This window comes from Devosia sp. 1566 (assembly GCF_004005995.1).
GTDB lineage: Bacteria > Pseudomonadota > Alphaproteobacteria > Rhizobiales > Devosiaceae > Devosia.
Genome location: NZ_CP034767.1, coordinates 3,167,590 through 3,192,922, shown reverse-complemented (window position 1 = coordinate 3,192,922; position 25,333 = coordinate 3,167,590). Strand labels below are relative to the sequence as shown.

The 25,333-nt window shown below is 63.4% G+C and carries 26 protein-coding genes; 13 read left to right on the top strand and 13 right to left on the bottom strand.

The window, feature by feature from the left end:
- The 4 genes from ELX51_RS15330 to rpsF all read right to left on the bottom strand — a co-directional run bounded on the left by ELX51_RS15330 (position 1) and on the right by rpsF (position 3,207).
- A complete protein-coding gene (locus ELX51_RS15330; protein WP_127754337.1) occupies positions 1-1,485 on the bottom strand; it encodes a replicative DNA helicase in 1,485 nt (494 codons plus the stop codon).
- Between the two features lie 242 nt (positions 1,486-1,727).
- Positions 1,728-2,300, bottom strand: coding sequence for a 50S ribosomal protein L9 (gene rplI / locus ELX51_RS15325; protein ID WP_127754336.1), 573 nt, complete (start codon positions 2,298-2,300; stop codon positions 1,728-1,730).
- 229 nt (positions 2,301-2,529) lie between these two features.
- Complete coding sequence (gene rpsR / locus ELX51_RS15320) at positions 2,530-2,784, bottom strand: 30S ribosomal protein S18 (RefSeq protein ID WP_035100429.1); 255 nt, start codon at positions 2,782-2,784, stop codon at positions 2,530-2,532.
- 18 nt (positions 2,785-2,802) lie between these two features.
- A complete protein-coding gene (gene rpsF / locus ELX51_RS15315) occupies positions 2,803-3,207 on the bottom strand; it encodes a 30S ribosomal protein S6 (RefSeq protein ID WP_127754335.1) in 405 nt (134 codons plus the stop codon).
- A gap of 314 nt (positions 3,208-3,521) precedes the next feature.
- Here rpsF and ELX51_RS15310 point away from each other — a divergent pair, with 314 nt between their 5' ends.
- The 8 genes from ELX51_RS15310 to ELX51_RS15275 all read left to right on the top strand — a co-directional run bounded on the left by ELX51_RS15310 (position 3,522) and on the right by ELX51_RS15275 (position 10,741).
- The gene (locus ELX51_RS15310) at positions 3,522-3,890 is read left to right on the top strand and encodes a hypothetical protein (protein WP_127754334.1); all 369 of its coding nucleotides are present in this window, start codon (positions 3,522-3,524) and stop codon (positions 3,888-3,890) included.
- A 109-nt stretch (positions 3,891-3,999) separates the two neighbouring features.
- The gene (gene fabD, locus ELX51_RS15305) at positions 4,000-4,950 is read left to right on the top strand and encodes an ACP S-malonyltransferase (protein ID WP_127754333.1); all 951 of its coding nucleotides are present in this window, start codon (positions 4,000-4,002) and stop codon (positions 4,948-4,950) included.
- A 43-nt stretch (positions 4,951-4,993) separates the two neighbouring features.
- Positions 4,994-5,731, top strand: coding sequence for a 3-oxoacyl-[acyl-carrier-protein] reductase (gene fabG, locus ELX51_RS15300; protein ID WP_127754332.1), 738 nt, complete (start codon positions 4,994-4,996; stop codon positions 5,729-5,731).
- A gap of 191 nt (positions 5,732-5,922) precedes the next feature.
- A complete protein-coding gene (locus tag ELX51_RS15295; protein WP_035100440.1) occupies positions 5,923-6,159 on the top strand; it encodes an acyl carrier protein in 237 nt (78 codons plus the stop codon).
- Positions 6,160-6,189: 30 nt separating this feature from the next.
- Positions 6,190-7,452 (top strand): beta-ketoacyl-ACP synthase II, encoded by a 1,263-nt coding sequence (gene fabF / locus ELX51_RS15290; protein WP_127755321.1) that lies wholly within the window; start codon positions 6,190-6,192, stop codon positions 7,450-7,452.
- Between the two features lie 137 nt (positions 7,453-7,589).
- Entirely contained in the window at positions 7,590-8,711 is a 1,122-nt protein-coding gene (gene mltG, locus ELX51_RS15285; RefSeq protein ID WP_127754331.1) for an endolytic transglycosylase MltG, read from the top strand.
- A 96-nt stretch (positions 8,712-8,807) separates the two neighbouring features.
- Positions 8,808-9,446, top strand: a complete 639-nt coding sequence (gene gmk / locus ELX51_RS15280) for a guanylate kinase (protein ID WP_248305141.1) — start codon at positions 8,808-8,810, stop codon at positions 9,444-9,446.
- A gap of 59 nt (positions 9,447-9,505) precedes the next feature.
- The gene (locus ELX51_RS15275; protein ID WP_127754330.1) at positions 9,506-10,741 is read left to right on the top strand and encodes an MFS transporter; all 1,236 of its coding nucleotides are present in this window, start codon (positions 9,506-9,508) and stop codon (positions 10,739-10,741) included.
- Between the two features lie 5 nt (positions 10,742-10,746).
- On the opposite strand, the gene rsmA is transcribed toward ELX51_RS15275, so the two are convergent.
- From rsmA to ELX51_RS15245, 6 genes are all read right to left on the bottom strand, one after another.
- A complete protein-coding gene (gene rsmA / locus ELX51_RS15270) occupies positions 10,747-11,616 on the bottom strand; it encodes a 16S rRNA (adenine(1518)-N(6)/adenine(1519)-N(6))-dimethyltransferase RsmA (protein ID WP_127754329.1) in 870 nt (289 codons plus the stop codon).
- A complete protein-coding gene (pdxA, locus tag ELX51_RS15265; protein WP_127754328.1) occupies positions 11,613-12,623 on the bottom strand; it encodes a 4-hydroxythreonine-4-phosphate dehydrogenase PdxA in 1,011 nt (336 codons plus the stop codon). Before pdxA ends, rsmA begins: the two co-directional genes overlap by 4 nt.
- A 38-nt stretch (positions 12,624-12,661) precedes the next feature.
- Positions 12,662-13,570 carry a SurA N-terminal domain-containing protein gene (locus ELX51_RS15260; RefSeq protein WP_127754327.1) on the bottom strand — a complete coding sequence of 303 codons (909 nt, stop codon included), beginning with the start codon at positions 13,568-13,570 and terminating at the stop codon, positions 12,662-12,664.
- Positions 13,571-13,663: 93 nt separating this feature from the next.
- Positions 13,664-15,967, bottom strand: coding sequence for an LPS assembly protein LptD (gene lptD / locus ELX51_RS15255; RefSeq protein WP_127754326.1), 2,304 nt, complete (start codon positions 15,965-15,967; stop codon positions 13,664-13,666).
- Positions 15,964-17,034: an LptF/LptG family permease gene (locus ELX51_RS15250; protein WP_164854887.1), complete on the bottom strand. Its 1,071-nt coding sequence runs from the start codon at positions 17,032-17,034 to the stop codon at positions 15,964-15,966. The genes lptD and ELX51_RS15250 overlap by 4 nt, the downstream gene beginning before the upstream one ends.
- Positions 17,031-18,092 carry an LptF/LptG family permease gene (locus ELX51_RS15245; protein WP_164854886.1) on the bottom strand — a complete coding sequence of 354 codons (1,062 nt, stop codon included), beginning with the start codon at positions 18,090-18,092 and terminating at the stop codon, positions 17,031-17,033. The genes ELX51_RS15250 and ELX51_RS15245 overlap by 4 nt, the downstream gene beginning before the upstream one ends.
- Before the next feature lie 208 nt (positions 18,093-18,300).
- Between ELX51_RS15245 and ELX51_RS15240 the strand changes: the two genes are divergently transcribed.
- Genes ELX51_RS15240 through ELX51_RS15230 form a run of 3 tightly spaced genes read left to right on the top strand, consistent with a single transcriptional unit; the run spans position 18,301 to position 20,856 of the window.
- Complete coding sequence (locus ELX51_RS15240; protein ID WP_127754323.1) at positions 18,301-19,776, top strand: leucyl aminopeptidase; 1,476 nt, start codon at positions 18,301-18,303, stop codon at positions 19,774-19,776.
- Positions 19,777-19,795: 19 nt separating this feature from the next.
- Entirely contained in the window at positions 19,796-20,242 is a 447-nt protein-coding gene (locus tag ELX51_RS15235; RefSeq protein ID WP_127754322.1) for a DNA polymerase III subunit chi, read from the top strand.
- 53 nt (positions 20,243-20,295) lie between these two features.
- Entirely contained in the window at positions 20,296-20,856 is a 561-nt protein-coding gene (locus ELX51_RS15230; protein WP_127755319.1) for a YitT family protein, read from the top strand.
- On the opposite strand, the gene ELX51_RS15225 is transcribed toward ELX51_RS15230, so the two are convergent.
- From ELX51_RS15225 to ELX51_RS15215, 3 genes are all read right to left on the bottom strand, one after another.
- Positions 20,857-21,681: a DUF4344 domain-containing metallopeptidase gene (locus tag ELX51_RS15225; RefSeq protein WP_127754321.1), complete on the bottom strand. Its 825-nt coding sequence runs from the start codon at positions 21,679-21,681 to the stop codon at positions 20,857-20,859.
- Positions 21,682-21,759: 78 nt separating this feature from the next.
- Entirely contained in the window at positions 21,760-22,191 is a 432-nt protein-coding gene (locus tag ELX51_RS15220; RefSeq protein WP_127754320.1) for a cupin domain-containing protein, read from the bottom strand.
- Positions 22,188-24,050, bottom strand: coding sequence for an ABC-F family ATP-binding cassette domain-containing protein (locus ELX51_RS15215; protein WP_127754319.1), 1,863 nt, complete (start codon positions 24,048-24,050; stop codon positions 22,188-22,190). Before ELX51_RS15215 ends, ELX51_RS15220 begins: the two co-directional genes overlap by 4 nt.
- 221 nt (positions 24,051-24,271) lie before the next feature.
- Between ELX51_RS15215 and ELX51_RS15210 the strand changes: the two genes are divergently transcribed.
- Positions 24,272-24,646, top strand: coding sequence for a hypothetical protein (locus ELX51_RS15210; RefSeq protein WP_127754318.1), 375 nt, complete (start codon positions 24,272-24,274; stop codon positions 24,644-24,646).
- 119 nt (positions 24,647-24,765) lie between these two features.
- Entirely contained in the window at positions 24,766-25,188 is a 423-nt protein-coding gene (gene ndk, locus ELX51_RS15205; protein ID WP_127754317.1) for a nucleoside-diphosphate kinase, read from the top strand.
- Positions 25,189-25,333 lie beyond the last annotated feature (145 nt).

Sequence of the window (25,333 nt, the reverse complement as noted above, 5' to 3'; positions counted from 1 at the left end):
TTATTCCATTCGCTCGGGGAGGTAATCGGCGCGGGCCAGATTGCCGAAACGGGTATATTGCGCCTCAAACGATAGCTGCACCGTGCCGGTGGGGCCGTGGCGCTGCTTGGCGATGATCACTTCTGCCTTGCCATGCACCTTTTCCATCTCGCTTTGCCAGGCAATGTGCTCGGGCGTGCCCTCCTTGGGCTCCTTGTTCTTGAGATAGTATTCTTCGCGATACACAAACATCACCACGTCTGCGTCCTGCTCGATCGAGCCCGATTCGCGCAAGTCGGCGAGCTGGGGATGCTTGTCGTCGCGCGCTTCCACCTGACGGGACAGCTGGGACAGCGCGATGATGGGCACTTCCAGCTCCTTGGCCAGCGCCTTGAGCGTGGTGGTGATCTCGGTCAACTCCTGCACGCGGTTCTGGCTCGAGGATTTGGACGAGCCGGACAGCAGTTGCAAATAGTCGACGATCAAGAGGTCCAGACCCTTTTGCCGCTTCAGGCGCCGGGCGCGGGCCGCCATCTGCGCCACCGAGATGCCGCCGGTGTCGTCGATATAAAGCGGCACCCGGCTCATGGCATTGGACACATCCACCAGCTTGGAGAACTGGCTGTCATGGATACGGCCGCGGCGGATATCGGAGGAGGAGATTTCCGCCTGCTCCGCCAAAATACGGGTGGCAAGCTGTTCGGAGCTCATTTCAAGGCTGAAAAAGCCAACAATGCCGCCATCCACCGTGCGGTTGTGCCCGTCGGGGGTGACATCGCCCTTCCAGGCCTTGGCGACGTTATAGGCGATATTGGTCACGAGCGAGGTCTTGCCCATGGCGGGGCGGCCGGCCAGGATGATCAAGTCCGAGCGCTGCAACCCGCCCATCTGTCGGTCAAGGTCGTGCAGCGCGGTGGCAACGCCCGAAAGCCCACCGTCGCGCTGAAAGGCTTCGCCGGCCATCCGGATCGAGGCGGTGAGCGCAGCGCCAAAGGCCTGAAAGCCGCCGTCATAGCGGCCTTTTTCGGCGAGCTGGAACAACTCGCCCTCGACCTTTTCGATCTGCTGGTTCGGACTCATGTCGACGTCCGACTCATAGGCGACCGACACCATCTCCTCGCCCACGAGGATCAGGTTGCGGCGAATTGCGAGGTCATAGATCGCCCGCCCATAATCGGCGGCGTTGAGCACCGTGGTTGCTTCGGCCGCCAGCCGCGCCAGATATTGCGGCATGGTCATATCGGCGAGTAGCTGCTCGGGCAGGTGGCTCTTGATGGTGATCGGATCGGCCGATTTGCCGGCGCGGATGAACTTGCCGATCACCTCGTAGATTTCGCGGTGGATGGGCTCGTAGAAATGCACGGGCTCGAGAAAGTCCGAGACCCGGTAGAACGCTTCGTTGTTGACCAGGACCGCGCCCAGCAATGCCTGTTCGGCCTCCACATTGTGGGGCGCCAGACGAAGGGGCTTTTCTTCGGCGCGGGGGAAGTGCGCGATCTCTGCCATGCGGACCTCCTAAGGGATCGTTAACGCTTCTTAACCATGGCACGGAGCCGGGAGTCTCGCGCTACGCCACAAAGGTTAACGGCTGGCGAACAAGGCTGTGAACTATGGGCATAACGGGGATGGCGGGCGCGATTGCCTTGCTAGCGCGCGAACGCGGCAAGATGGGGGCGAATCGAAGCGCCTGGAAATAGCGAAAGGCCGGGCAGGGTGCCCGGCCTTTCACAAATTTGGGCAGAAGGTTTTTAGATCGAGTCGTCGAAACGATCGTCCTGGGCCGCATCGGCCTGGCCGGCGGCGAAATCGCCAGCCTCGTCATCGTCATACTGGGTGACGGTGAGGTCTTCACCAGCCACCTGGCGGCTTGCTTCGTCTTCCGAGCGAGCGACGTTGACGGTGATGGTGACCGCAACTTCGGCATGCAGGTTGAGTGCGACGGTGTGGATGCCGACCGACTTGATCGGGTCGGCAAGGTCCACCTGCGAGCGCTGTACGGTGTAGCCGTCGGTAGCCAAGGCCTCGACGATGTCGCGCGAAGCAACCGAGCCGTAGAGCTGGCCGGTTTCGCCGGCCTGGCGGATGATCACCACCACATGGCCATTTAGGCCTTCGGCGATCCCGGCAGCGGCGTTGCGGCGCTCTTCGTTGCGCTTTTCGATATGGGCGCGTTCGGCTTCGAACTTGGAGCGGTTGCCGGCAGTGGCGCGCAGGGCCTTGCCCTGGGGCAGCAGGTAGTTACGGGCGAACCCGTCCTTGACCGTCACTTCGTCGCCGATGGAGCCGGTGCGACCGACGCGCTCGAGCAGGATAACTTTCATTGCAATTTCCTTGTGGCTGTCCCGTCTCATGGACGGTTAGGAGCCCCGGACCATCCGGAACCCCAGCGATGTGCCCCCAAAGGGGACACTGTGGCAGGCACTTACGCGGACAAAAAGCCACTGGGACGAGTCGGATAGTGGTGATCTGCGAGAACCGGAGCGGAGCGTACTGAAGTACGTGAGCACCGGAAGCGCAGCAGATTGCCGCTAGCTGGCCGTCCCAGTGAGCTTATTGAACAGCGTAAGGCATGATGCCGATGAAGCGGGCCCGCTTGATCGCACGAGCCAGTTCACGCTGCTTGAGCGCCGAAACGGCGGTGATGCGCGAGGGAACGATCTTGCCGCGCTCGGAAACATAGCGGCTGAGCAGACGCACGTCCTTGTAGTCGATCTTGGGAGCGCCTTCGCCCGAGAATGGGCAGGTCTTGCGCCGGCGCTGGAACGGACGGCGGGCCTGGGCGGTGGTAAGGTCTTTGATTGCCATAGCTTTGAGGTCCTTGAATTAGAAACGGCGGGGACGGCGTTCGCCGCCGAAGCCACCACGATCAGGACGGCCGCCATCGCGGTCGCCGCGGTCATCACGGTCGCGCTTCTGCATCATGGCCGACGGGCCTTCTTCCAGCTCGTCAACGCGCACGGTCATGAAGCGCAGGATGTCTTCATTGATGCGCATCTGGCGCTCCATCTCGGCAACGGCGGGAGCCGGAGCGTCGATGTTCATCAGCGTGTAGTGGGCCTTGCGATTCTTGCGAATGCGGTAGGAGAGGCCCTTGAGGCCCCAATATTCATTCTTGGTGACCTTGCCGCCGCCAGAAGCGAGGACTTCGGTCAGAGCAGCGGTCAGCTCTTCAACCTGCTGCTGGGAAACGTCCTGGCGCGCCAGGAAGATATGCTCGTAAAGGGCCATTGATGCGCCTTCCTTTGTGGTTCAACACAGTGCACTTGTTGGCGCGGAGCCTCCTTGAAGCCGGGAACGGCGTCAAAGCAGTCTTGCAAAGAGCGGGAACACGGGAGGCCGGACTTGTTGGTCCTATCGGCGCAGGAGAAACCCCATGCACCAACCCTCCGTTCAGCCCCCGGCCAAACGAATGCTGCGGGTCACATAGGCCAAAGAGGGGCTTCGCACAAGGCTTTTCGGCCTGTTGGCTATTTTGGAACCGCCCGGCGGCTCAGGCTTTGCCATGGCGAGACCACTCAACGTTACCAGGAATTTTGTTTCGCATGAAAAAGCTGTTTGCCCCACTCGCGCTCCTTGCCACCCTTGGGCTTGTGGCCTGTGATGACGCGCCGGACCGGGAGCCTGCGGCAAGTGTTCAAACCAATCCCGATGGTTCGCGCACCTTGCAGCTCAACGTGCCCGAATCGCTGGCGCCCGCGGTTGACGCGATGGCCAACCCCCAGGCGACGATCGATAATCTGCGGTCGCGGGCCGGCACCATGACCGAGCAGATGCGGCGCGATGCGGTTGTCGCTGCTCGTCGCGCAGCCGAAGAAGGTGCTCGTGCCCTGGGGCAAACCGAAGCCGAGATCCGGCAGGCCGGTGACGTCGCCGAGCGCTCGGCCCGCCAGGCGGCTGGCCTCAACAACTAGATTGGATGGCCGGGGGCAGCGGCCCGTGCCTTGACTCTGCCACACACACCCGGCAAACGCCCCTCCCAAGAGGGAGCGGCGCCGCTCCCGAGCAACAAGGACGCCGTCAATGACCCGCTATGCATTCACCTTTCCCGGCCAGGGCAGCCAGGCAGTTGGCATGGGCAAGGATTTGGCCGCGAGCTTTCCGGAAGCGCGCGCCGTGTTCGGGGAAGTCGATGAGGCGCTCGGGCAGCGCCTTTCGGCCATCATGTTCGAAGGCTCGGACGAGATGCTGCGCCTGACCGAAAATGCGCAGCCGGCGCTGATGGCGGTGAGCATCGCAGTGATGCGGGTGCTTGAAGCACGCGGTGTGCGCCTTGCCGATCACGCCGCCTATGTGGCGGGCCATTCGCTGGGCGAATATTCCGCCCTTTGCGCGGCGGGCACCTTTACTGTTGCCGATGCGGCGCGGCTGCTCAAGACGCGCGGGCAGGCCATGCAAAAGGCCGTTCCGGTCGGTCATGGCGCCATGGCGGCGCTGTTAGGCCTTGATCTCGAGACCGCCCGTGCCGTCGCGGCAGAAGCGGGCCAGGGCGAAATCTGCGATGTCGCCAATGACAATGCCCCCGGCCAGGTCGTGGTATCGGGTGCAGTCGCCGCCATCGAGCGCGCCGTTGAGCTGGCCAAGGCCAAAGGCGCCAAGCGTGCCCTGCTGCTGCCTGTCAGTGCCCCGTTCCATTGCGCCCTGATGCAGCCTGCCGCCGATGCCATGCGCGAAGCGCTGGCCGAGGTGCAGATGCAGGCTCCCGTTGTGCCGCTGGTCGCCAATGTGCTGGCCGCGCCGATCAGCGATCCCGACGCGATCCGCCAGCGTCTCGTCGAGCAGGTGACCGGCGTCGTGCGCTGGACCGAAAGCGTGACCTGGCTCACCGGCGAGGGCGGGGTCACCCATCTGGCCGAGCTGGGTAGCGGCAAGGTGCTGACGGGCCTTGCCAAACGCATCAACCCTGAGGCTACTGCTGTGGCGGTCAACACGCCCGACGACATCGCCGCCTTCGCCGCGACGCTGCCCGCCTGATTCTTGTTGATCCCCTGTTTGATTTTCTGCGGAGAGCTGTCCCATGTTTGATTTGACCGGCAAGCGCGCCCTCGTGACTGGCGCCAGCGGCGGCATCGGGCGCGAGATCGCCAAGGCGCTCGCCGCAGCGGGAGCCAAGGTGGCGTTGAGCGGCACCCGCCAGGGAGCGCTGGAGGATGTTGCCAAGGAAATCGGCGCCGACAGTCCGATCCTGCCGTGCAATCTCTCCAAGCTCGATGACGTCGACAAGCTCGTGCCTTCCGCGGAAGCGGCGCTGGGTGGGCTCGATATTTTGGTCAATAATGCCGGGATGACGCGCGACAACCTCTTCATGCGCATGAAGGACGAGGAGTGGGACGAGGTGATCGCGGTTAACCTGACCGCTGCCTTTCACCTCAATCGCGCCGTTTTGCGCGGCATGATGAAGCAGCGCTTTGGCCGCATCATCGGGATTTCCTCGGTGGTCGGGGTCATGGGCAACCCGGGGCAGGGCAATTATGCTGCCTCCAAGGCCGGCCTTATCGGCATGAACAAGGCACTTGCCCATGAAGTGGCTTCGCGCAACATCACGGTCAATTCCATCGCGCCGGGCTTTATCGCCTCGGCCATGACCGATGAGCTCAATGACAAGCAGCGCGAGGGGATTTTGTCGACCATCCCCGCCAATCGGCTGGGCACGCCCCAGGAAGTGGCGGCCTGCGCGGTGTTCCTCGCCAGCGATGCTGCGGCCTATATCACCGGGCATACGCTGAACGTGAACGGCGGCATGGCGATGATCTAAATCGCCGGTGCTGCGTTAGGATAGGGCAGCTGGCGCCCCTATCGGGGCCACTGCAAGGACGGCTCCGTCCCGGGAAAAGCTGTGCTGGAAGCCGATATTCCGGTGTGGCAGCCCAAGACGGCGCTTGAAGATTTGGCTAGGCGCCAATAAGAAGCAACCGAAACTTCGATTTCGAAAAAGGGAAGTCAAATATGAGCGATGTCGCTGATCGGGTCCGCAAGATCGTTGTGGAACACCTCAATGTGGATGCTGAGAAGGTCGTTGAAAAGGCGAGCTTCATCGACGATCTGGGCGCTGACTCGCTCGATCAGGTCGAGCTGGTGATGGCGTTCGAGGAAGAATTCTCGGTCGAGATCCCGGACGATGCTGCTGAATCCATCCAGACTTTTGGTGACGCAGTTTCCTTCCTCACCAAGGCTGTCGGCTAAGGCCGGCGCACGATAGGCTCGACAATGGAAATGCGCCGCGTCGTCGTCACCGGTTTGGGTCTCGTCACACCTTTAGGATGTGGCGTAGAAGCAACCTGGGCCAATCTTCTGGCTGGTAAGAGCGGCGCCAAGCGCATCGACGATTTCCAGGTCGACGACATCGCCTGCCAGATCGCTCATCGCTTGCCGCTCGGCCCCTATGCCGAGGGCAAGTATGATCCCGACGACTGGATGGACGTCAAGGAACAGCGCAAGGTTGATCCTTTCATCGTTTATGCAATGGCCGCGGCAACGCAGGCCATCCAGGACGCCGGTGTCGAGCCCAAGACCCAGGAAGATCAGGAACGCACCGGCGTTCTGATCGGCTCTGGCATTGGCGGGGTCGGCGGCATCTATGATGCCTCCATCACGCTGCACGAAAAAGGTCCGCGGCGCATCAGCCCGTTCTTTATCCCCGGCCGCCTGATCAACCTGGCTTCCGGCCATGTTTCGATCCGTTTTGGCCTCAAGGGTCCCAACCATTCCGTGGTTACCGCCTGCTCCACCGGCGCGCATGCCATTGGCGATGCGGCCCGGCTGATCGCACTCGGCGATGCCGATGTGATGGTCGCCGGCGGCGCCGAAAGCTGCGTCAACCGGCTGGCTCTCGCCGGTTTTTCGGCTGCACGGGCGCTATCAACTGGATTCAACGACAATCCGGAAGCCGCTTCCCGGCCTTATGACAAGGATCGCGACGGCTTTGTCATGGGCGAAGGCGCCGGCATTGTCGTGCTCGAGGACTATGAGCGCGCCAAGGCCCGCGGCGCCAAGATCTATGGCGAAGTGGTTGGTTATGGCCTTTCGGGCGATGCCTATCACATCACGGCTCCCTCGCCCGATGGCGATGGCGGGTTCCGCGCCATGAGCGCGGCGATCAAGCGCGCCGGCATCAGCCCCGCCGAGATCGACTACATCAACGCCCACGGCACCTCGACCCCGCTCGGCGACGAAATCGAACTGGGCGCCGTCATGCGTGTCATGGGCGATGCCGCCGCCGGGGCGGTTATGAGCTCTACCAAATCGGCCATCGGTCACCTCCTGGGCGCTGCCGGCTCGGTTGAGGCCATCTTCTGCCTCCTGGCCATGCGTGACAGCATTGCTCCGGCAACGCTGAACCTCGACAATCCGTCGGTGGAAACCAGCATGGACCTGGTGCCCAAGACACCGCGCAAGAAAGAGATCAATGTGGCGCTGTCCAATTCCTTCGGGTTTGGCGGCACCAATGCGACTCTGGTGATGCGCAAGGCCGATTAAGGGACGACTATCCCGCGCAGGGTAGCCAGCGCTCATGCGCTGGTTTGCACCGCAAGCGCGAGCCATGCCACAGTTTTGTGCCATTGCGATGGAACAGAGCCCCACAACGATTCACGACAGAGGGCGGGGGCAGCAACATGGCCGATCCAAAGAACCGGCGGACGCGTAAGCGCTCGGGCAATGGCTTTCTCGACATCCTCAATGGGTTGCTGACCCTGCTGGTGATCGGACTTGTGGTTGCCGGCGGCGTGCTCCTCTATGGCGCCTCTCAGTTCTATGGCGACGGCCCCGCCCAGGCTGACACCGTGTTCCGCGTCGAATCGGGCAACGGCCTTGGCACCACCTCCGAGCGCCTTGAAGAGCAGGGGCTGATCTCGAACCGCTATGTGTTCCAGCTCGGCGGGCGGGCGCTCGAGCGGCAAGGCAAGCTCAAGGCGGGTGACTTCACCATCCCCGCCGGCGCCAGCATGGCCGATATCCTCAAGGAACTCACCGAAGGCAATCCGATCCGCTACGCCGTGACCATCCCTGAGGGCTGGACCACGTGGGAAGCGGTGCAACGGATCAATGGCGACAGCAATCTGGTGGGCGAAATCACCCCGGTGCCCCCCGAAGGCTCGCTGCTGCCCGGCAGCTATGACTACCTTCCTGGCGATACCCGCCAGTCAGTGGTCGACAAGATGCAGGCGGCGATGAAGGCCGAGCTAGACGCGATCTGGGCCGCCCGCAATCCGGACCTGCCCCTCCAATCGGCCCAAGAGCTGCTGGTTCTCGCTTCCATCGTGGAAAAGGAAACCGGGGTCGCGAGCGAGCGTCCGCAGGTCGCCGCCGTGTTCGTCAACCGGCTGCGCGAAGGCATGCGCCTGCAATCGGACCCCACCATCATCTATGGCATCACCAATGGCCAGGCTCCGCTTGGGCGCGGGCTGCGGCGCTCCGAGATCGAAGCCAAGACCCCGTTCAACACCTACCAGATCGATGGTCTGCCCCCGACCCCGATTGCCAATCCGGGCGCCGATGCCCTGCGCGCTGTCGCCAACCCCGACACCCACGAGTATCTCTACTTCGTGGCCAAGGGGCCGGTACCCTCTGACGGCCATGCCTTTGCCGAAACCTATGCCGAGCACCAGACCAATGTGGCGCGTTGGCGCGAAATAGAGCGTGAGGCGGCCGCCCAGGCCGAGGCAGATGCCGAAGCCGCCCGCCAGGCGCTGGAAGCCGAAGAAGCGGGTGAGGCGGCCCCCGCCGCGCCGCAATAGGTCGCAGCTGGGGACGGGGTGGCGCACGGCTCTTGACCGCAAGGCTTTGTTCGCTAAACAACCCAGCGACAGAACCTCACGCAAGGCCGTGCCCCAATGGAATCTCAACGTCGCGGCGTGATGCTGGTGATTGCTTCGCCCTCTGGGGCGGGTAAATCATCCATTTCGCGCTCCCTGTTCGGGCAGGACCCCAATATCCGGCTGTCGGTATCGGTGACAACGCGAGCGCGCCGCACCGACGAGGTCGAGGGTACGCACTACTATTTCATCGATGTGCCCACCTTCAACCGCATGAAGGCCGATGGCGAATTGCTCGAATCGGCGCAGGTGCACGACAATTTCTACGGCACCCCCCGCGCCAAGGTGGAAGAGCAGCTGGCCGCCGGCAACGACATCCTGTTTGACGTCGATTACCAGGGCACGCTGCAGCTCTACGAAAAGAGCCGCAAGGACATGGTGACCGTGTTCATCCTGCCCCCCAGCATCAAGGAGCTGCGCGCCCGGCTCGAGCGGCGCGCGCAGGACAGCGTGGGCACGATCGAAAAGCGGCTGCGCAACGCCAAGCTCGAGATGCAGCACTACAACGAATACGACTATATCATCGTCAATGACGATCTGGAGGCTTCGACCCAGAAGGTGCGCTCCATCCTTGCCGCTGCACGGCTCGAGCGGAGCCGGCTGACGCAGCTCGATAATTTCGTCAAGGATCTGCAGAACCAGATCGATTCCCTTTGAGCGGTGCCGGGGCGCGGTTCTAAGCTCAATATCCCGCGGCGCGACAAGGCACTTCTGGCATGACCAACGGCACGCAGATCATTCGCCGTGGCACCCCGGCCTTTGTGCGCGCCAATATCGCGTTCTTTCTGTCCGCCTTCGCGATCTTCGCGTCGCTGTATTCCGTGCAGCCGCTGCTGCCCATCCTGGCGGCCGAGTTTGGGCTCGACGCCGGCACCAGTTCCCTTGCGCTTTCCAGCACCACCGCCACCTTGGCGCTCGCACTCCTGCTCGCCAGCTGGGTGTCGGATCGCTTGGGGCGCCGCACGCTGATGGTCTGGGCCATTCTCCTCACCGCGGCTTTGGGGCTCGTCCTGCCCTTCGCGCCCAATTGGAGCGCGCTCCTCATCATCCGCACCCTGATGGGCTTTACCCTTTCCGGCCTGCCCGCGGTCGCCATGGTTTATCTCGCCGAGGAGATGGACCCCGAAGCCTTGGGCTTTTCCATGGGGCTTTACATCGGGGGCACTGCCATTGGCGGCATGGCCGGGCGGCTGCTGTCGGGTATCCTTGCCGATCTCATTGGCTGGCGCCCCGCGCTCATGGTTCTTGGCGCCGCCATCGCGCTCGCTGCTCTGGTGGTCGTGCTGCTCCTTCCCGCGCCGCATAATTCACGCCGCAGCCGCATTGCGCTGCGTGAGCTTGCCGCGCTGGTACGCCTGCAATTCCGTGATCCTGGGCTACCCTGGCTCTTTGCCTCGGCCTTCCTGTTGATGGGCAGCTTTGTCACCCTCTACAACTATGTCGGCTTCCGGCTGGCGCTGCCGCCCTTTGTGCTGAGCCATGCGGCCATCTCGGCCATTTTCGTGGTCTATCTGCTGGGCAGTTTCAGCTCAGCCTGGGCCGGCGGCCTCGCGCAGCGCCTCGGACGGCGGCGGGTGTATTGGACCCTTGTGCTGGTGATGGCACTTGGCGTGTTCCTGACCCTTGTGCCCTCAACCCCGGTGATCATTCTGGGGCTCGCCATTGCCACCACCGGCTATTTCGCCGCCCATGGCATTGCCAGTGCATGGGTTGCCCGCCGCGCCAGCGTCGGTCGCGCCCAGGCCTCCGCCATCTATCTGTTCAGCTATTATCTGGGCTCATCTGTGCTCGGTACGCTGGGCGGCTATGCGTGGGTCGCCTGGGACTGGAACGGCGTGCTGCTGGTTAGCGGCGGGGCGGCAGCGGCAGCCCTGTTGGTCGGGCTGCACCTGACCCGCCTTACGCCGCTGCCATCCGAGCAGCCGGTGCCTGCAGCCCCTACCGGAGCCTAGCCGACCTATTGCTGGCTGGCCGCCGCTGCTGCCTGGCGCAGCTGCGGCAATACGCGCGCCATGGCGAGAAACGCACCAACAGGCAAATCCTCGGCACGTTCATCGCCCTTGAGCCCGGCGGCAGCGAGCAGGCCTTCCAACGGCACGCCCAGCGATTTCAGGCTTTGCCGCACCATCTTGCGCCGCTGCCCGAACGCGGCCTTGGTGACCTGTTCGAGCTGCTTGACCGCAATGGTGTCGTCCACCGGCTTGGGTACGAGATGCACCACGGCGGACGTCACGTTTGGGGGCGGCACAAAGGCTTGCCGACCCACATTGAAGGCAATCCGCGCATCGGTGCGCCAGCCAGCCAGGACGCCAAGCCGGCCATAGGGATCCTCGCCCGGCGCGGCGCAGATCCGCTCGGCCACTTCGCGCTGGAACATCAGCGTCAGGCTGTCCCAGAACGGCGGCCAGGGCTCGGCAGTGAGCCATCCAGTCAGCAGGGGTGTTGCGATATTGTAGGGCAGGTTGGCAATGATGCGGGTCGGCCCATCCGCCAGCGCACGGTAGTCCATCTCCAGCGCGTCGCCGCTGATTACGGTCAGCCGGCCAGGATAGGCTTGGGCAATCTGCGCGAGGGCAGGGAGCGTGCGTGGGTCGCGCTCAATGGCGATCACTTCGCGCGCCCCTTCGGCCAGCAGCGCTCGCGTCAGCCCGCCAGGCCCCGGACCCACCTCGATCACCCGCACGCCTTCCAGCGAGCCGCCCACGCGGGCAATGCGCGAGGTGAGGTTGAGGTCGAGGAGGAAATTCTGTCCGAGTTCCTTTTTGGCGCGCAGCCCATGCTCGGCGATCACTTCGCGCAGCGGGGGCAAGTCATCGATCTGGCTCATGCCTTGCTCGGCTCCGTCATGGTGTCGGCCAGCCGGATGGCCGCAAGAAAACTGCGGGTCGACCCATTGCCGGTGCCCGCCAGGTCGAACGCCGTGCCATGGTCGGGGGACGTGCGCACGATCGGCAGTCCTAGTGTAACATTGACCGCGTCTTCAAACGCCACCGTCTTGATCGGGATCAGCGCCTGGTCGTGATACATGGCGATCACCGCATCATATTGCCGCCAATGGGGCGGATAAAACAGCGTGTCGGCAGGAATGGGACCGACTGCGTCAACGCCCTGGAAGCGCATTTCGGCCACGGCCGGCCCCACGATCTCCAGGTCCTCGCGTCCGATCGCGCCGCCTTCTCCCGCATGGGGGTTTAGACCGGCCACCCCGATCCGCGGCTCGGCGATCCCGAAGCGGTGCTTGAGATCACGATGCACGGCGCAGCCCGTCTCGACGATCAACTCCTTGGTGAGGAGCCCCGGCACATCCTTGATCGGGACGTGAATGGTGACCGGTACCGCCCGCAGGTCGCCATGGGCCAGCATCATCACCGGCAGCTTGGGCTTGCCGCCGCCCGCGCAAAGCTCGGCCAGAAATTCGGTATGGCCGGGGTGCCGGAAGCCGGCATGGTAAAGCGCCGCCTTGTGGATGGGCGCGGTCACCAGCCCACGACAATCGCCACGCAGCACCGCGGCCACCGATTGCTCGATGGCGCGGATCACCGCCTGGCCCGACAACGGGCTCGTTTTGCCGGGATGGTCTGGCACCAGCCCCTCAACGGCTGACACGGGCAAAGCCCGCGCGAACACCTCGGCCGCGTCAGCGGGCGTGCATTCCTCTACCGCCAGATCGAGGCCCAGCCGAGCCGCACGGGCGCGAAAGAACTCGGATGCGCCAAAGACGCAAAATGGGGGCAGGGCCTCAGCATGACGTCGCGCGAACAACTGCAAGATCAGGTCAGGCCCAATCCCGGCCGGTTCTCCCATGCTGATCGCCAGCGGCTGAGCCAAATCCATACCCCCCAAAGCAAAAGGCCCGCCGAAGCGGGCCCTGATTAGTTGTAGATGATCTTGGCGCGTTTGCGCAAATCAGCCAGATAGGTCTCGACCTGTCCCTTGAGCGCGTCGCTGCCCGCTTCGGCGCGCAGATCGCCCTTGATGAAGGTCAGGTCTTCCGCCTGCGTCTTCTGGCACACGGCGAGCATCGAAACGCCCGTTTCCACCACGCGCGGCTTGGTGATGCCGCCGGCGTTGAGCCCGGCCAGTTCCTTGGCAATGGCTTCGGGCAGCTGGGTGGCGTGCCGACGACCCACATCGATCACGGCCGCGTCGGTATAGCCGAGCGACAGTTCCACCGCGCTGTCGCAGCCCGAAAAGCTGCTGCGGTAGCGATTGGCCTGGGCAGTGCGGGCGCCGGCGCCCTGGCCGCCCGGGGCCACGAAGATGATTTCCTTGAGGATATAATCAAAGCTCTGATAGGCCGCGACCTTGCTCGCCGCCTGCTGGTCGAGTGCCAGGTCCGAGATCTGCACCTGGGGCATGATCGCCGCCTGCGTCACGCCGTTCCAGGCAATAGCCGCTTCCAGCCGATCGCGCAGCGTGTCGATATTGACGCCGCTTTGCTGCAGCATCTGGATCAGCTTGTCCTGGCTGAGCTTGGTGTTACGTGCGATCTGGAGGATGCCTTCATCCACCTGTGCGCCCGAAACCTCGATGCCGAGCCGCTCGGCTTCCTGCATCTGGATGGCTTCATCGATCAACTGCTCGGTGGCGCCGCGCTGGCCGGTCTTGTTGCCTTCAATGGCGAACAGCTTGACGCGCTGGGCAATCTGCACGTCGGTGATGGGGGTGCCGTTCACGGTGACCTTCACATTGGCTGCCAAGCTCGGCATTGCCAAACCAAAGCTCATCAGCGCGCCGATCATCACAGCCCCGGCCGCGCGGGCCAAATTTCCAACCGCCATCTCGCTTATCCGCCTGTTGTTCGCTTGCCCACCTCCAATGGGGCGGGAACATCGTGGAGTCAATTGCTCACGAATACGGCCAAAATCGGTAACCTATCGGCCCACATCTCCGGAATAGCCGATGTTGAGCCCTGCCGGGGCCTTGAGGCGGAACGATGCCGTAAAGCGCGTATCGTCGGGGGAGGTGTGGGTCGGCCCGGTGAGGGTCGCCCCGGCGCCCAGTTCCAGATAGCCGTCGTCGTATACGACGCCGCCGCTGACCTGCAGCCACTCATTGGCCGCGAGATCCCAATAGGTGGCAGCCTTGACCGTCCAGTAGTCGGCGATGGGCACGCCCACTTGCGCGCCAATCTCATGCTGGTCGCGCAGCACGCCACCCTGGGGGTCGGCGGCAATATAGAAGTAATCAAGCCCCGCCGAATACCCTTCGGCCGAAAAACTCGCCCCCAGCCCTGCGCGGGCGATGTCCATGGTTTCGGTATCAACCTGCAGCTTGCCGCCAAATCGGGTATGGGGATTGAGGGCGCCATAAGCGCCCAGCACCGCATAGGATGCCCCGTCCTCAAGCCCAGTCCGGGCGCTGCTGAATGCAGGATCGGCGGTGACAAAGGCATTCTCACCCGCCAAATGGAAGGACTGGCCGGCAATCAGTTCGACATAGCTGCCATCGGCGAAGTCGGCCAGATAACGGCCACCGATATTGGCGCGCAGCCCGGTTTCCTGCCGATCGCTGCCCGAAAAGCGATTATACGAAAACAGATTGGTGTCATCGAACACAAAGCTTTGGGCGTCGTCATTGGTGATGCCGACAAGCGAAGTGTCCGAGCCGCGATAAACCAGTTGCCCGATCGGCTCCACCAGATGCACCGTGGAGCCATCGCTCGCGGCCATCGGGAAGCGCACATCCATGGCGGCGATTGGCGTTGCGCTCCAGAGCGTGGTTTCATCGGGCGCCACTGGCAAGGTGCTTTCGCCATTGTAATAGGCCGCATCGAGGCGCCCACCCAGATAGGGCGTGGCGACAAAGCCGCCCGCGCCGATCCATTGCCTCTGCCAGCCGCCCTGCAGCATGGCATGGGTCTTGTCGCCGGCAAAGCCAAACACATAGGGCACGGTGTTGGCAAAGGCGCGATGATCGCCCTCGCGCTGCACGCCTAGCAAGCGTCCGCTCACCTCGACCTGGCCCCAGCCGGGTGCGAGGCGCTCGACATGGTTGAACCGCGCACTGGGAACGGCATCACCCTGCCGGTCCTGATCAGCTTCGGACACCTTTCCAAGAAGGGTGAACTGCTGCAGGCGTAGATCGATAAAGGTGTCGCGCGTCACATTGGTCGCATAGACCTCGTTGACCGAAGCTTCGCGCTCTTCGAGGCGATAATCCTCGAAGAATGCCGCATCGGTGAAGGCCGAGTAGGACCAACCCACCGTCCAGTCCTTGACCGGCCGGAATGAGCCCGAGCTTTGCACCGCTCCGCGCCAGTCCTCGCGCGCTTCGGGGAAGCTGAAGGCGTCCGGTTGAAGCTGGTAGATACCTGAAGCCTTGATCCGGAACGAGCCCTGGTCGAAGCGCTGGATCCATTCGGCGCCCAGCAACAGGCCCTGCCGGCTCACCAGCGCGGGCGACAGGATGATGTCGGTCCATTGGTTGGAATAGGCCACAAAGGGCACTTCAACCTTGAGCCCGATTTCCTCGCTGGAGTCGATCGATGGCATGCGGACATTGGCCAGCGCGCTGTCGCTGGTATCGGGCAGCCAAAGGTAAGGCAGCCACGCCACGGGAAATCCCAGCAATGCCAGCGAGGGCTGCTCGAGCGTCAGCGAGCCATCTTCCTCATTGGAGATGATGCGCGCCGCGCGCATCGACCAGCCGATTCGCCGTCCCTTGGCGTCGATACAATCGCCGCAGGGCGAATAGGTGGCATCATTCAAAAGGGTGCGCAGCGCCGCGTCAAATTCGACGCTGTCCGCCGTGATCCGGGCGCCGTCATAGGTGGTAATCGTCAGCGCGTTGATGAAGGCCTGCTTCATGCCACCCGTCACGCGCAGATCGGTAGTCTGTGCCACATTGCCCGAGGGGTCGCGCACGCTCACGGGCCCCGTGAACTGCACATCATTGCTGTTGCGGTTGAAGACGAGATTGTGCCCGGTTACGGTGTAACCGCTATAATTCAGCACCACGTCGCCTGAAGCGGTGATGATCCCGGTGCGGGCATCAAATTGCAGATTATCGGCTTCCACCGCTGCAGCGGCTTCGGGATCGACGGGAGCATTGAAGAATTGCGCCGGCACCAGCCCTTGCGCCATGGCGCCCGTAGACAAGGCCAGCGCCAGCAGGGCACCTGCACCCGCCTTGCGGAGCGGCGACACCAAACCTGTGTTCCAGCCCCTGTTACTCACGCGCGCCCGTCTTCCTTATACAGCAGCACCGTTACACCAATAACGATCGCCACCAATGCCGGTCCAACTGCCGCAAACGTGGGGTCGAGAACGCCGGTCGACCCTGCGCGGTCAGCCATCTCGGTAATCACGAACACAACGAACCCAAGAACGATCCCCGAAAGAACCGCGGGGCCATAGTTAGCCGACCTTCGATAACCCGCAGTAAATGCAAATGCAATGAACAGCGATCCGGTAAGCACAAGCGGCAAGGAGAGCAGCTTGATCAGCCGCATTGTCGCTGCCGCCCGGATGCCCTCATCGGCAATCCCCGCGCTCACAAGGCGCGACAGCTCGAAAAAGGTCATGTCTTCGGTGGAGGCCAGCTTGAGGCTGATTTCGGCCGGGCTCGATGTGGTAGGCAGCGCGAAGTCGCGTAACAGCCGTGCCGGGGCATCGGCCGTGCGCACGATCGCTTCCGGCATCAGCCACTGCCCGTCGCGCAGCTGCGCTTCGGGTGCCTCGATGCGCGGGGGCATTTCGCCTCCGAGGGCATAGACCGTCACATCCCCCAGCACCGAGCCGCCCGGCTGCATGGCACGGGCGAGCAGCACATAGCGGAACTCCCCGCTGCGCTGCTCGAGCCAGATATCGTCCCCATCGGTGAGCATGGAGGATTTGCCCGGGGAGGTTGGATAAAGCTGACGGTTGATCTGGGTGCTCATCGTTTCGGCGCCCAGGGCAATGACAAAGCTCACCAAGATCAGCGCCAGGGTGGGGGCGCGCACGATGCGCCAGATGGAGATGCCGCTGGCGGCAATCACGGTCAGCTCATGGCGCGCCTTGAGATCGAGGAAGCCCAGGATTGCGCCCAGCAGCACGGTCACGGGCAGGGTCTTGATGGTCCAGCGCACCGCGCTCATCGCCACCATCAGGATGGCCAGCGGCACGCCCTGGCTTTCGGCCACATAGTTGAAGCGCCAGGTGTCGAGCGATTCCACCAGGGCGATCAGCCCGTAAAACACAAAAACGATGGTAGCGATGCGCCCGCCCAGCCGGGTGAGCACGAGGAGGTCGATCCGGCTCATGCGGGCACCACCTTGCCCGGCGCCCGGGGCCGCGCGCGCATCAGGATGATCAGGAGGGCGGCGACAATGAGCACGATCCCTCCGGTGGCCGGACCCCATGGGCTATAGGAGCTCACGCCCCGCTCAGCAAAAGCCAGCAGCATCACCAAGGCTTCCATGGGCACGGTGAACCGGCTGCGCCTGCCATTGGGAAAGCCCAGCACCGCGACCATCAGCAGACAAATGCCCAGAACGCTGAGCGCGGGTGCTTGCCGCTCCAGCAGGTCGGCGCGCAGCTCGGGCGTCCATTGCGCGCTCTGCAGTGCTTCATTGACTGCGGAAAGGCTGTCCTGCTCGCGGAAGCGGAAATTGTCCTCGGGGGTTTGCGTTAGCCGCTCGACGCTGAGGTCATAGCGGGCAAACGAGATCTGCGAGAACTGCCCCGTACTTTCGGTATATTGCAGTGAGCCATCGCGCAGCTCGAGCATGTAATTGTCGCCGTCCCGTGCCACCCGGGCCGAACTGGCGATATAGGTGCGCTCGGTGCGCGGATCGCGCCGGTCATCGGCAAAGAAATCGGTGATTTCCCCATTGCCGGAGCGGCCACCGATCAACAGCACCACGCCAGGCGTTACCTGGGTGAAGCGCTTGGGCTTGAGGGTGGAGCTGACGAGGTCCGCCGCGATACTGGTTTGCAGCAAATTGACCCGCCGATTGGCCATCGGCTCGACAAAATTGCTCAGCAGCAGCACGAAGATCATCCCGCCCGCGGCGACAATGGCGGCCGCCCGCCACAGCGATCCCAGTCCATGGCTGGTGTGGATGATATGGAGTTCGCGATTATTCTGCAGCGCCTGCAGCGCCCGGGCAACGCCGATGCCGATGCACACATAAGCAAAGGTCAAGGCTAGCGGCGGCATGGTGAGCAGCGCCTGCAGCGCCAGCGTCAGCAGATCCTGTCCCTTGACCGCCACCACGTCAAAGGATCGCAGGCAGTTGACCAGCCAAAGCAGCACGCACACCACACCAAACAGGATTACGGCATCGCGCACGAACAGGCCCGCCACATATCTCGTCAATCGCTTCATGGGCTGGCAGAAACTCGCACTACTCTTGGACTGTCGGAACGACCTTGAGACCTTTCCCTGCCCGGTTCAAGCGGGGGGCCGGCCGCAGGGGCCCTTTGCCGCGCCGCTGTTGCGGGATTGACGCGGGCCGCAAACCCCGTGAAAGTCCCCCTCAACCTTTGCGCACACTGCGAGCCTATTTCGCCAACAAGGCCATTCCATGCCCCAACAGTTTGATCTCCACACCGCAGCGCTGGCTGGCGCTGCTGCGCCTCTCGTCATCGTTTACGCCCATGAAGGGCAAGCCCCCGCCGGCGCTGCCGCTGGTTTGTGGGCGCAGACGGGGCTGGACTGGAGCCAGGCGAGCAAGGCTGCCGCCTTTACGGGCAAGCAGGGGCAGGGGCTCGATGTGGTGACCGCTGCGGGGCGCCTCCTTGTACTGGGCGCCGGCAACGGGGGCAGCGAAACCCCGCTCAATGCCTGGACCGACCGCGGCGGCTCGCTGATGGCCAAGATTCTGGCCAGCCGCGTGCCCACGGTTGCCGTCGTCGTCGATGAGGCCGGCGCAACCCCCGCCGCCATCGCCGAACTCGCGGCCGGGCTACGGCTGCGCCAATACAAGTTCGATAAATACAAGGCCGTACGCGAGGATGCACCGGCCGATCTTGCCGTCACCCTCCATGTTGCCGATCCTGCGGCGGCAGACATCGCCATTGCCGATCGTGGCGCGGTGGTTGACGGCACGCTCCTGGCGCGTGAACTGGTCAACGAGCCCGCCAATGTGCTGGGCCCGGTGGAATTTGCCGACCGGGTGTCCGAGCTTGCCGAGCATGGCATCAATGTCGAGATCCTCCTGCCCGAGGACATGAAGCGGCTGGGCATGGAATCGCTGCTATGCGTGGCGCAAGGCTCGGCCCGTCCGGCGCGCCTTGCCATCATGCAGTGGCGCGGCGGCGATGTGGATGCCGCGCCCCTCGCCTTTGTGGGCAAGGGCGTGGTGTTCGACAGCGGCGGCATTTCCATCAAGCCCGCGGCCAGCATGGAAGACATGAAGGGCGATATGGGCGGCGCCGCGGCCGTTACCGGGCTGATGCTGGCGCTGGCCAAGCGCAAGGCGCCCGTCAACGCCGTGGGCGTGATTGGCCTCGTCGAAAACATGCCATCGGCGACCGCGGTGCGCCCGGGCGATATCGTCAAGGCGATGTCGGGTACGACGATCGAAGTGGTCAACACCGATGCCGAAGGCCGGCTCGTGCTGGCCGATGCGCTCTGGTACACCCAGCAGCGCTTCAAGCCGCGCTTCATGATCAATCTGGCGACCCTCACCGGCGCGATCATCGTCGCGCTGGGCCATGATCATGCCGGCCTCTTTTCCAACAATGACGAGCTCTCGATCCAGCTGCTCAATGCCGGCCTTGCCGCCAATGAGAAGCTGTGGCGCCTGCCGCTGTCGCCGGCTTATGAAAAGCTCATTGAATCGCGCTTCGCCGATATCAAGAACACCGGCGGTCGTCCGGCCGGCTCGATCACGGCGGCCCATTTCCTGCAGCATTTCGTCAATGATGTCCCCTGGGCCCATCTCGATATCGCCGGCATGGCCTTTGGCGCCGGCAACAGCGAGATCAACGCCTCCTGGGCGCCGGGCTTTGGCGTGGCGCTGCTGGACCGGCTGGTCCGCGACTTCTACGAGAACTGAGCCGCGCATCGGAGCTGGCATGGCCGAAGTTCTGTTTTACCATCTGGAGCAGCGCCCGCTGGAAGCGGTGCTGCCCCAATTGCTGGAAAAAACCCTCGAACGCGGCTGGCGGGCGGTGGTGGAAATCGGCAGCCCCGAGCGCGCCGAAGCGCTCGAGGCGCATCTGTGGACCTATCGCGACGACAGTTTCCTGCCCCACGGCTTGGATGGAGAGGACACCGATCCGCTCCAGCCCGTGCTGTTGACCACGACGAACGAAAACCCCAACGGGGCGGAAGTGCGCTTTTTCGTTGATCGCGCCGTGCCCCAATCGGCCGAGGGCTATCAGCGGCTGGTTTATCTGTTTTCCGGGCACGATCCCGATGCCGTGGCCGAAGCGCGCCTCGCCTGGCGGGCGCTGACGCCGGGCAATACCGTGACCTACTGGCAGCAAAACCAGGACGGACGCTGGAGCAAACGCGCTTGACCCCCGACCTCGCCGCTCCCAGCCGCCACAGCCTTGCCGAAGACATCTTCGCCATGCTCATCGGCACCATGCTGGTGGGGCTGGGCATCGTATTCTACGCCGAAGCCACCCTCATCACCGGCAGCACGGCGGGTCTTGCCCTCCTTTTGCAATACGGCACTGGCTTGAGCTTTGGCCTGCTGTTCTTCGTCATCAACCTGCCATTCTACGTGCTGGCGGTGCTGCGCATGGGCTGGCCCTTTGCGCTCAAGACCTTTTGCTGCGTTTTGCTGGTGTCGTTCTTCTCTTCCGCCATCCCCACCTGGCTCGATATCGGGCGCATCGAGCCGCTATACGCCGCGCTCATGGGTGGCGGCATGATGGGGCTGGGGATTTTGTCGCTGTTCCGGCACAAGGCGAGCGTGGGCGGCATCAATATCCTCGCGCTCTATCTGCAGGAAAATTTCGGCATTCGCGCCGGCTATGTGCAACTGGGGATCGACGCGGTGATCCTGCTCGCCGCGTTCTTCATCCTGCCGCTTGACCGGGTGCTGTATTCGCTGCTGGGCGCGCTGGTGCTCAATCTCATCATTGCCACCAATCATCGCGCCGGCCGCTATGTCGGCTTTAGCTGACTAGAGCGCAGGGACGGCCTTGCCGGGCTTTTGGCTGGTGTAAAGCTGCATATAGTCCTGCATCATCTCGTAGCAAAAGATGATCTCGCGCGTTTGTGGATCATAAAAGGCGTTGGCTTCGCCACAACGCTTGGCATTGAGCTGCACCGGTTTGTGCAGGCTGTAATGCCCGCGCAATTCATCCGCCACCTGCTCGAACACGCCGCTGGCCTTGAAGGCATCCGCCGCCCTTTTGAGCCGTCCGCTCACGCTCTGGTAGGACACCTCGACCCGGGTCTTGCTTTTCTTGCGGTCCCGCCCCGCCAGGAGCTTGGCCAAACTGCGGTTCACCAGCCGGTAGTCATCCGGACAGGTGCCTTGCCGCCCCTCGTCGATAGCATAGGCATTGGCGATGGGGGCAAAGGCGCGCGCGTCGCTGCCCACCATCAGACACACGATCCCGAACGCGCGCTGCCGATCCAGGCTGTGATTGTCGTAGTAATCGGTGTCATCAAGCTCGGCGCCATACACCAGCCCCGAGAGCAGCCAGCCGCGCGCAGCATCGGCCAGCGCGGCTTCGGCATGGGGTGTGCCCTGGTTGAGCAGCGTCCAGGTGGCCATGTTGTCGGCGGCATCCTCTTCGCGCCCCAGCACCGGCAGGCCGAGCTGATGCACCAGCAAATGCGCCATTTCATGGTACAGCACGAACAGGCTGTTGTTGGCGGCAAACTCGATCACCCGCGTCCGCCGCTCGGCCTCGCTCAGGGGCTGCGCCTGCGCACTCCCGGTCGCCAAGGCCAGCAGCAACAAGACGGCGGCGGCAAGGCCCGGGCCCAAGAAGCGCATATCCGTCTTTCCGGTGAGTGATCCCACCTCAGCAATAGCCGGGGAGGGCGTTGTGTCAACGCCGGCCGGGCGGCAGGCTTAACGCTCCGTAGGGCTCCAGCCGGGCGCCGCGAGCTCAAACCGGGCGAACTCAAAGCCCGGCGCCACCGTGCAGCCCACCAGCGTCCACTCCCCGCTGCTGCTCGCCGCCTGCCAGGCCCCGGGCGGCACCACCGCCTGCGGGCGCTCGCCGGCAAAGAGGCCGCCCCCCAGCGTCAGCGCCCAGGCGCCGGTGTCGTCGGCAATCTCGAGCGTCAGGGGCGCGCCGGCATACCAGTGCCAGACTTCGGCGGCATCGACCCGGTGCCAGTGCGAGCGCTGCCCGCCCTCGAGCAGGAAATAGATCGCCGTGGAATGCGCGCGGCCGCCGGGCGCCGCCTTGTCGGCAAAGCTTTGCACATACCAGCCACCCTCGGGGTGCCGCTCCAGCCCCAACAGGGCAATCACCTCCGCGGCAGTGCGGCCGATCATGCCCCCTCCATGCTTTCCAAATCGGCGCTCAGGGTCAGCCAGTTTTCCTCGGCCTCCTCGAGTTGGGCGTTCAAGCGCGCCTTGTCCTTGCCCAGTGTCACCACCTTGTCGGCGGGGCCGTTATAAACCTTGGGGTCCTCGAGTTGGGCGTCGATCTTGCCGATCTCGCTCTTGAGCCGGCTGATCTTGGCTTCCACGTCCTTGATCGAGGCCTTGATCGGCGCGATCTCGGCGCGCCGGGCCGCGGCCTGCGCCTTGGCGGCCTTGCGGTCTTCCTTGGTGCCGCCCCGGCTTTCCTTGGCGCCGGTGATGGAGCGCTGGTAGCTGTCGAGATCCTCGTCGAGCTGCTTGATCGTGCCGCCTTCGGCGATCCAGAGCGTGTCGCAGGTGGCTTCCACCAGGTGCCGGTCGTGCGAAATGATCAGCACGGCCCCTTCATATTCGTTGAGCGCATGCACCAGCGCGTCGCGGCTGTCGATGTCGAGATGGTTGGTGGGCTCGTCAAGGATCATCATGCCCGGGCCGCCAAAGGTGATGAGGCCCATCAGCAAACGCGCGCGCTCGCCACCCGAGAGGTTCTTGGCTGGGGTATCCATGCGCGATTTGGTCAGGCCCATCTGGCTCAGCCGCGAGCGGCGCTTGGCCTCGCTATCGGTGGGCATCAGCTCGATCACATGCTCGAACGGGGTCCATTCGGGCTTGAGCTTGTCCATCTGGTGCTGGGCGAAGTGGGCGATCTCGAGCTTCTTGCCCTTGTTGAACGAGCCGCCCATCACCGGAATGTCGCCGGCCAGCAGCTTGGCGAAGGTGGATTTACCATTGCCGTTGACGCCGACCAGCGCGATCCGGTCCTCGGGATCGATGCGCATATTGATGTTGCGCAAAATCGTCTTGTTGCCATAGCCCGCCGAAACGCCATCCAGCGTGATCATGGGGGTAGGGGGCTCGATCTTGGGCTGCTGGAAAGTGAAGGGCGCCGCATATTCGTCGAACATCGCGGCGGGCGGCCGCAGCTTTTCGATCATCTTGACGCGCGCCTGGGCCTGCTTGGCCTTGGTGGCCTTGGCCTTGAAGCGATCGACGAACTTTTGCATATGCGCGATCTGGTCGAGCGTCTTGTCGCGGCTCTTGTTGTTGAGCTCCATCTGCATGCGGCGCGTATTCTCAAAGGTGTCGTAATTGCCTTTGTAGAAGGTCAGCTTCTTGTGCTCGAGATGGATGATCGAGCTCACCGACTTGTTGAGCAGATCGCGATCGTGGCTGATCATGAAGACGGTATAGGGATAGGTGGCGAGATATTTCTCGAGCCACAGCGTACCCTCGAGATCGAGATAGTTGGTGGGCTCGTCGAGCAGCAGCAGGTCGGGCTGGCTGAACAGCACGCCCGCCAGCGCCACGCGCATGCGCCAGCCGCCCGACAGCTCGCGGGTCGGCGCGTTCTGCCGGTCCTGCTCGAAGCCCAAGCCCTTGAGAATGGATGAGGCGCGTGCTTCGGCGGTGTGGGCATCGATATCGGCCAGGCGAATATAAATCTCGCCGATGCGGTCGGGATCATCAGCGGTTTCCGCTTCCGCCATCAGCGCGGTGCGCTCGGTATCGGCCGCCAGCACCACTTCGAGCACGCTCTCGTCGCCCGCCGGGGCTTCCTGCGCAACGGCGCCGATCCGCGCCTTCTTGTTGAGCTCGATCGAGCCGGCATCGAGGTGGATATGCCCCTGGATCAGGTGAAACAGCGTGGTCTTGCCCGTGCCGTTCTTGCCCACAAAGCCGGTCTTGGAGCCGGTCGGCAGCACCACCGATGCGTCCTCGAACAGCTCGCGGCCCTGGATGCGGTAGGTGAGATTGTTGATGGTGAGCATGGCGCAAGCAATTTCTGAATCGAGAAGGCAGCACAAAGCGCTGCGGAACAAGGCGGGCGGGTCAAACGCCGCGGCAAAACTGTCTTTGGAATGTTGGATAGAGTTAAGTGTCCGTTATGGCAACCGCCAGCCCTGCATGGCCGTGCCCCATTGTCGCGCATCCACCTGCGCGGCCCATGCGTTGGTGTCCTGACAAGCTCTTCACTCGAAAGGAACTCAGCATGAAGCACTTTGCCCTGAACCTTGCCGCCGGCCTCGTTCTGGCGACCACTGGAGCGGCTTTCGCCCAGGACGCTGCGTCCATCGATGATCTGGATGCTGACCGCATTGACCAGACGCAGATGGAGATCGAATTCGAGTATATGGGCAGCTCCTGCGATCAGGTGGGCATGGCCGAACTCAACGATGCCATCGATGGCGTGCTCGACATCACTTTCCCGGTCACTCGGACAGGGGATAATTGCACCGCCATGCAGACCGAGCAGGAAGTGGACCAGACCGTGCCCGTCGATGGCACCGTCAACACGGTCAACATCACCCTGATCGGCCCTGATGGGGCAACACTTGCCACCGGAACCACCACGGTCGACGATTGATCCTTTTTGCCAATCCCCAGCGGCCGCGTTCCTTTGAGCGCGGCCGTCTTGTGTCGGACACAGAGTGCAGCTAAAAGCGCGCCACCTTCCAACAACAACAATCAAGGGATCAGCCCGCTATGGCGCTCGAACGCACCTTTTCCATCATCAAGCCCGATGCCGTCCGCCGCAACCTGATCGGCAAGATCATTGCCAAGTTCGAGGAAGCGGGCCTGCGTCCGATCGCCCTCAAGAAGATCCACATGACGCGCGAACAGGCCGAAGGCTTTTACGCCGTGCACAAGGAACGCCCCTTCTTTGGCGAACTGGTCGAGCAGATGATCGCGTCGCCCGTCGTGGTTCAGGTTCTGGAAGGCGAAGGCGCCATCCTCAAGAACCGTGAAGTGATGGGCGCGACCAATCCGGAAAATGCCGCTCCCGGCACGATCCGCAAGGAATTTGCCCTCTCGATCGGCGAAAACTCGGTACACGGTTCGGACGCTCCCGAAACCGCTGCCGAAGAAATCAAGTTCTTCTTCACCGAAGACGAGATCGTCGGCTAAGCCAAAAGCCTTGTGCGCAATGTCGTCCCGGCTGCTGGCCGGGGTGACAGGGCGCCGGTTTTGTGCTTAATGCGCTTAAACAGCCTTCGGGCCGCCCTCGGGGCGGCCTTTTGCTTTGCTGTGTGCTGTGCCTCCAACCACCACG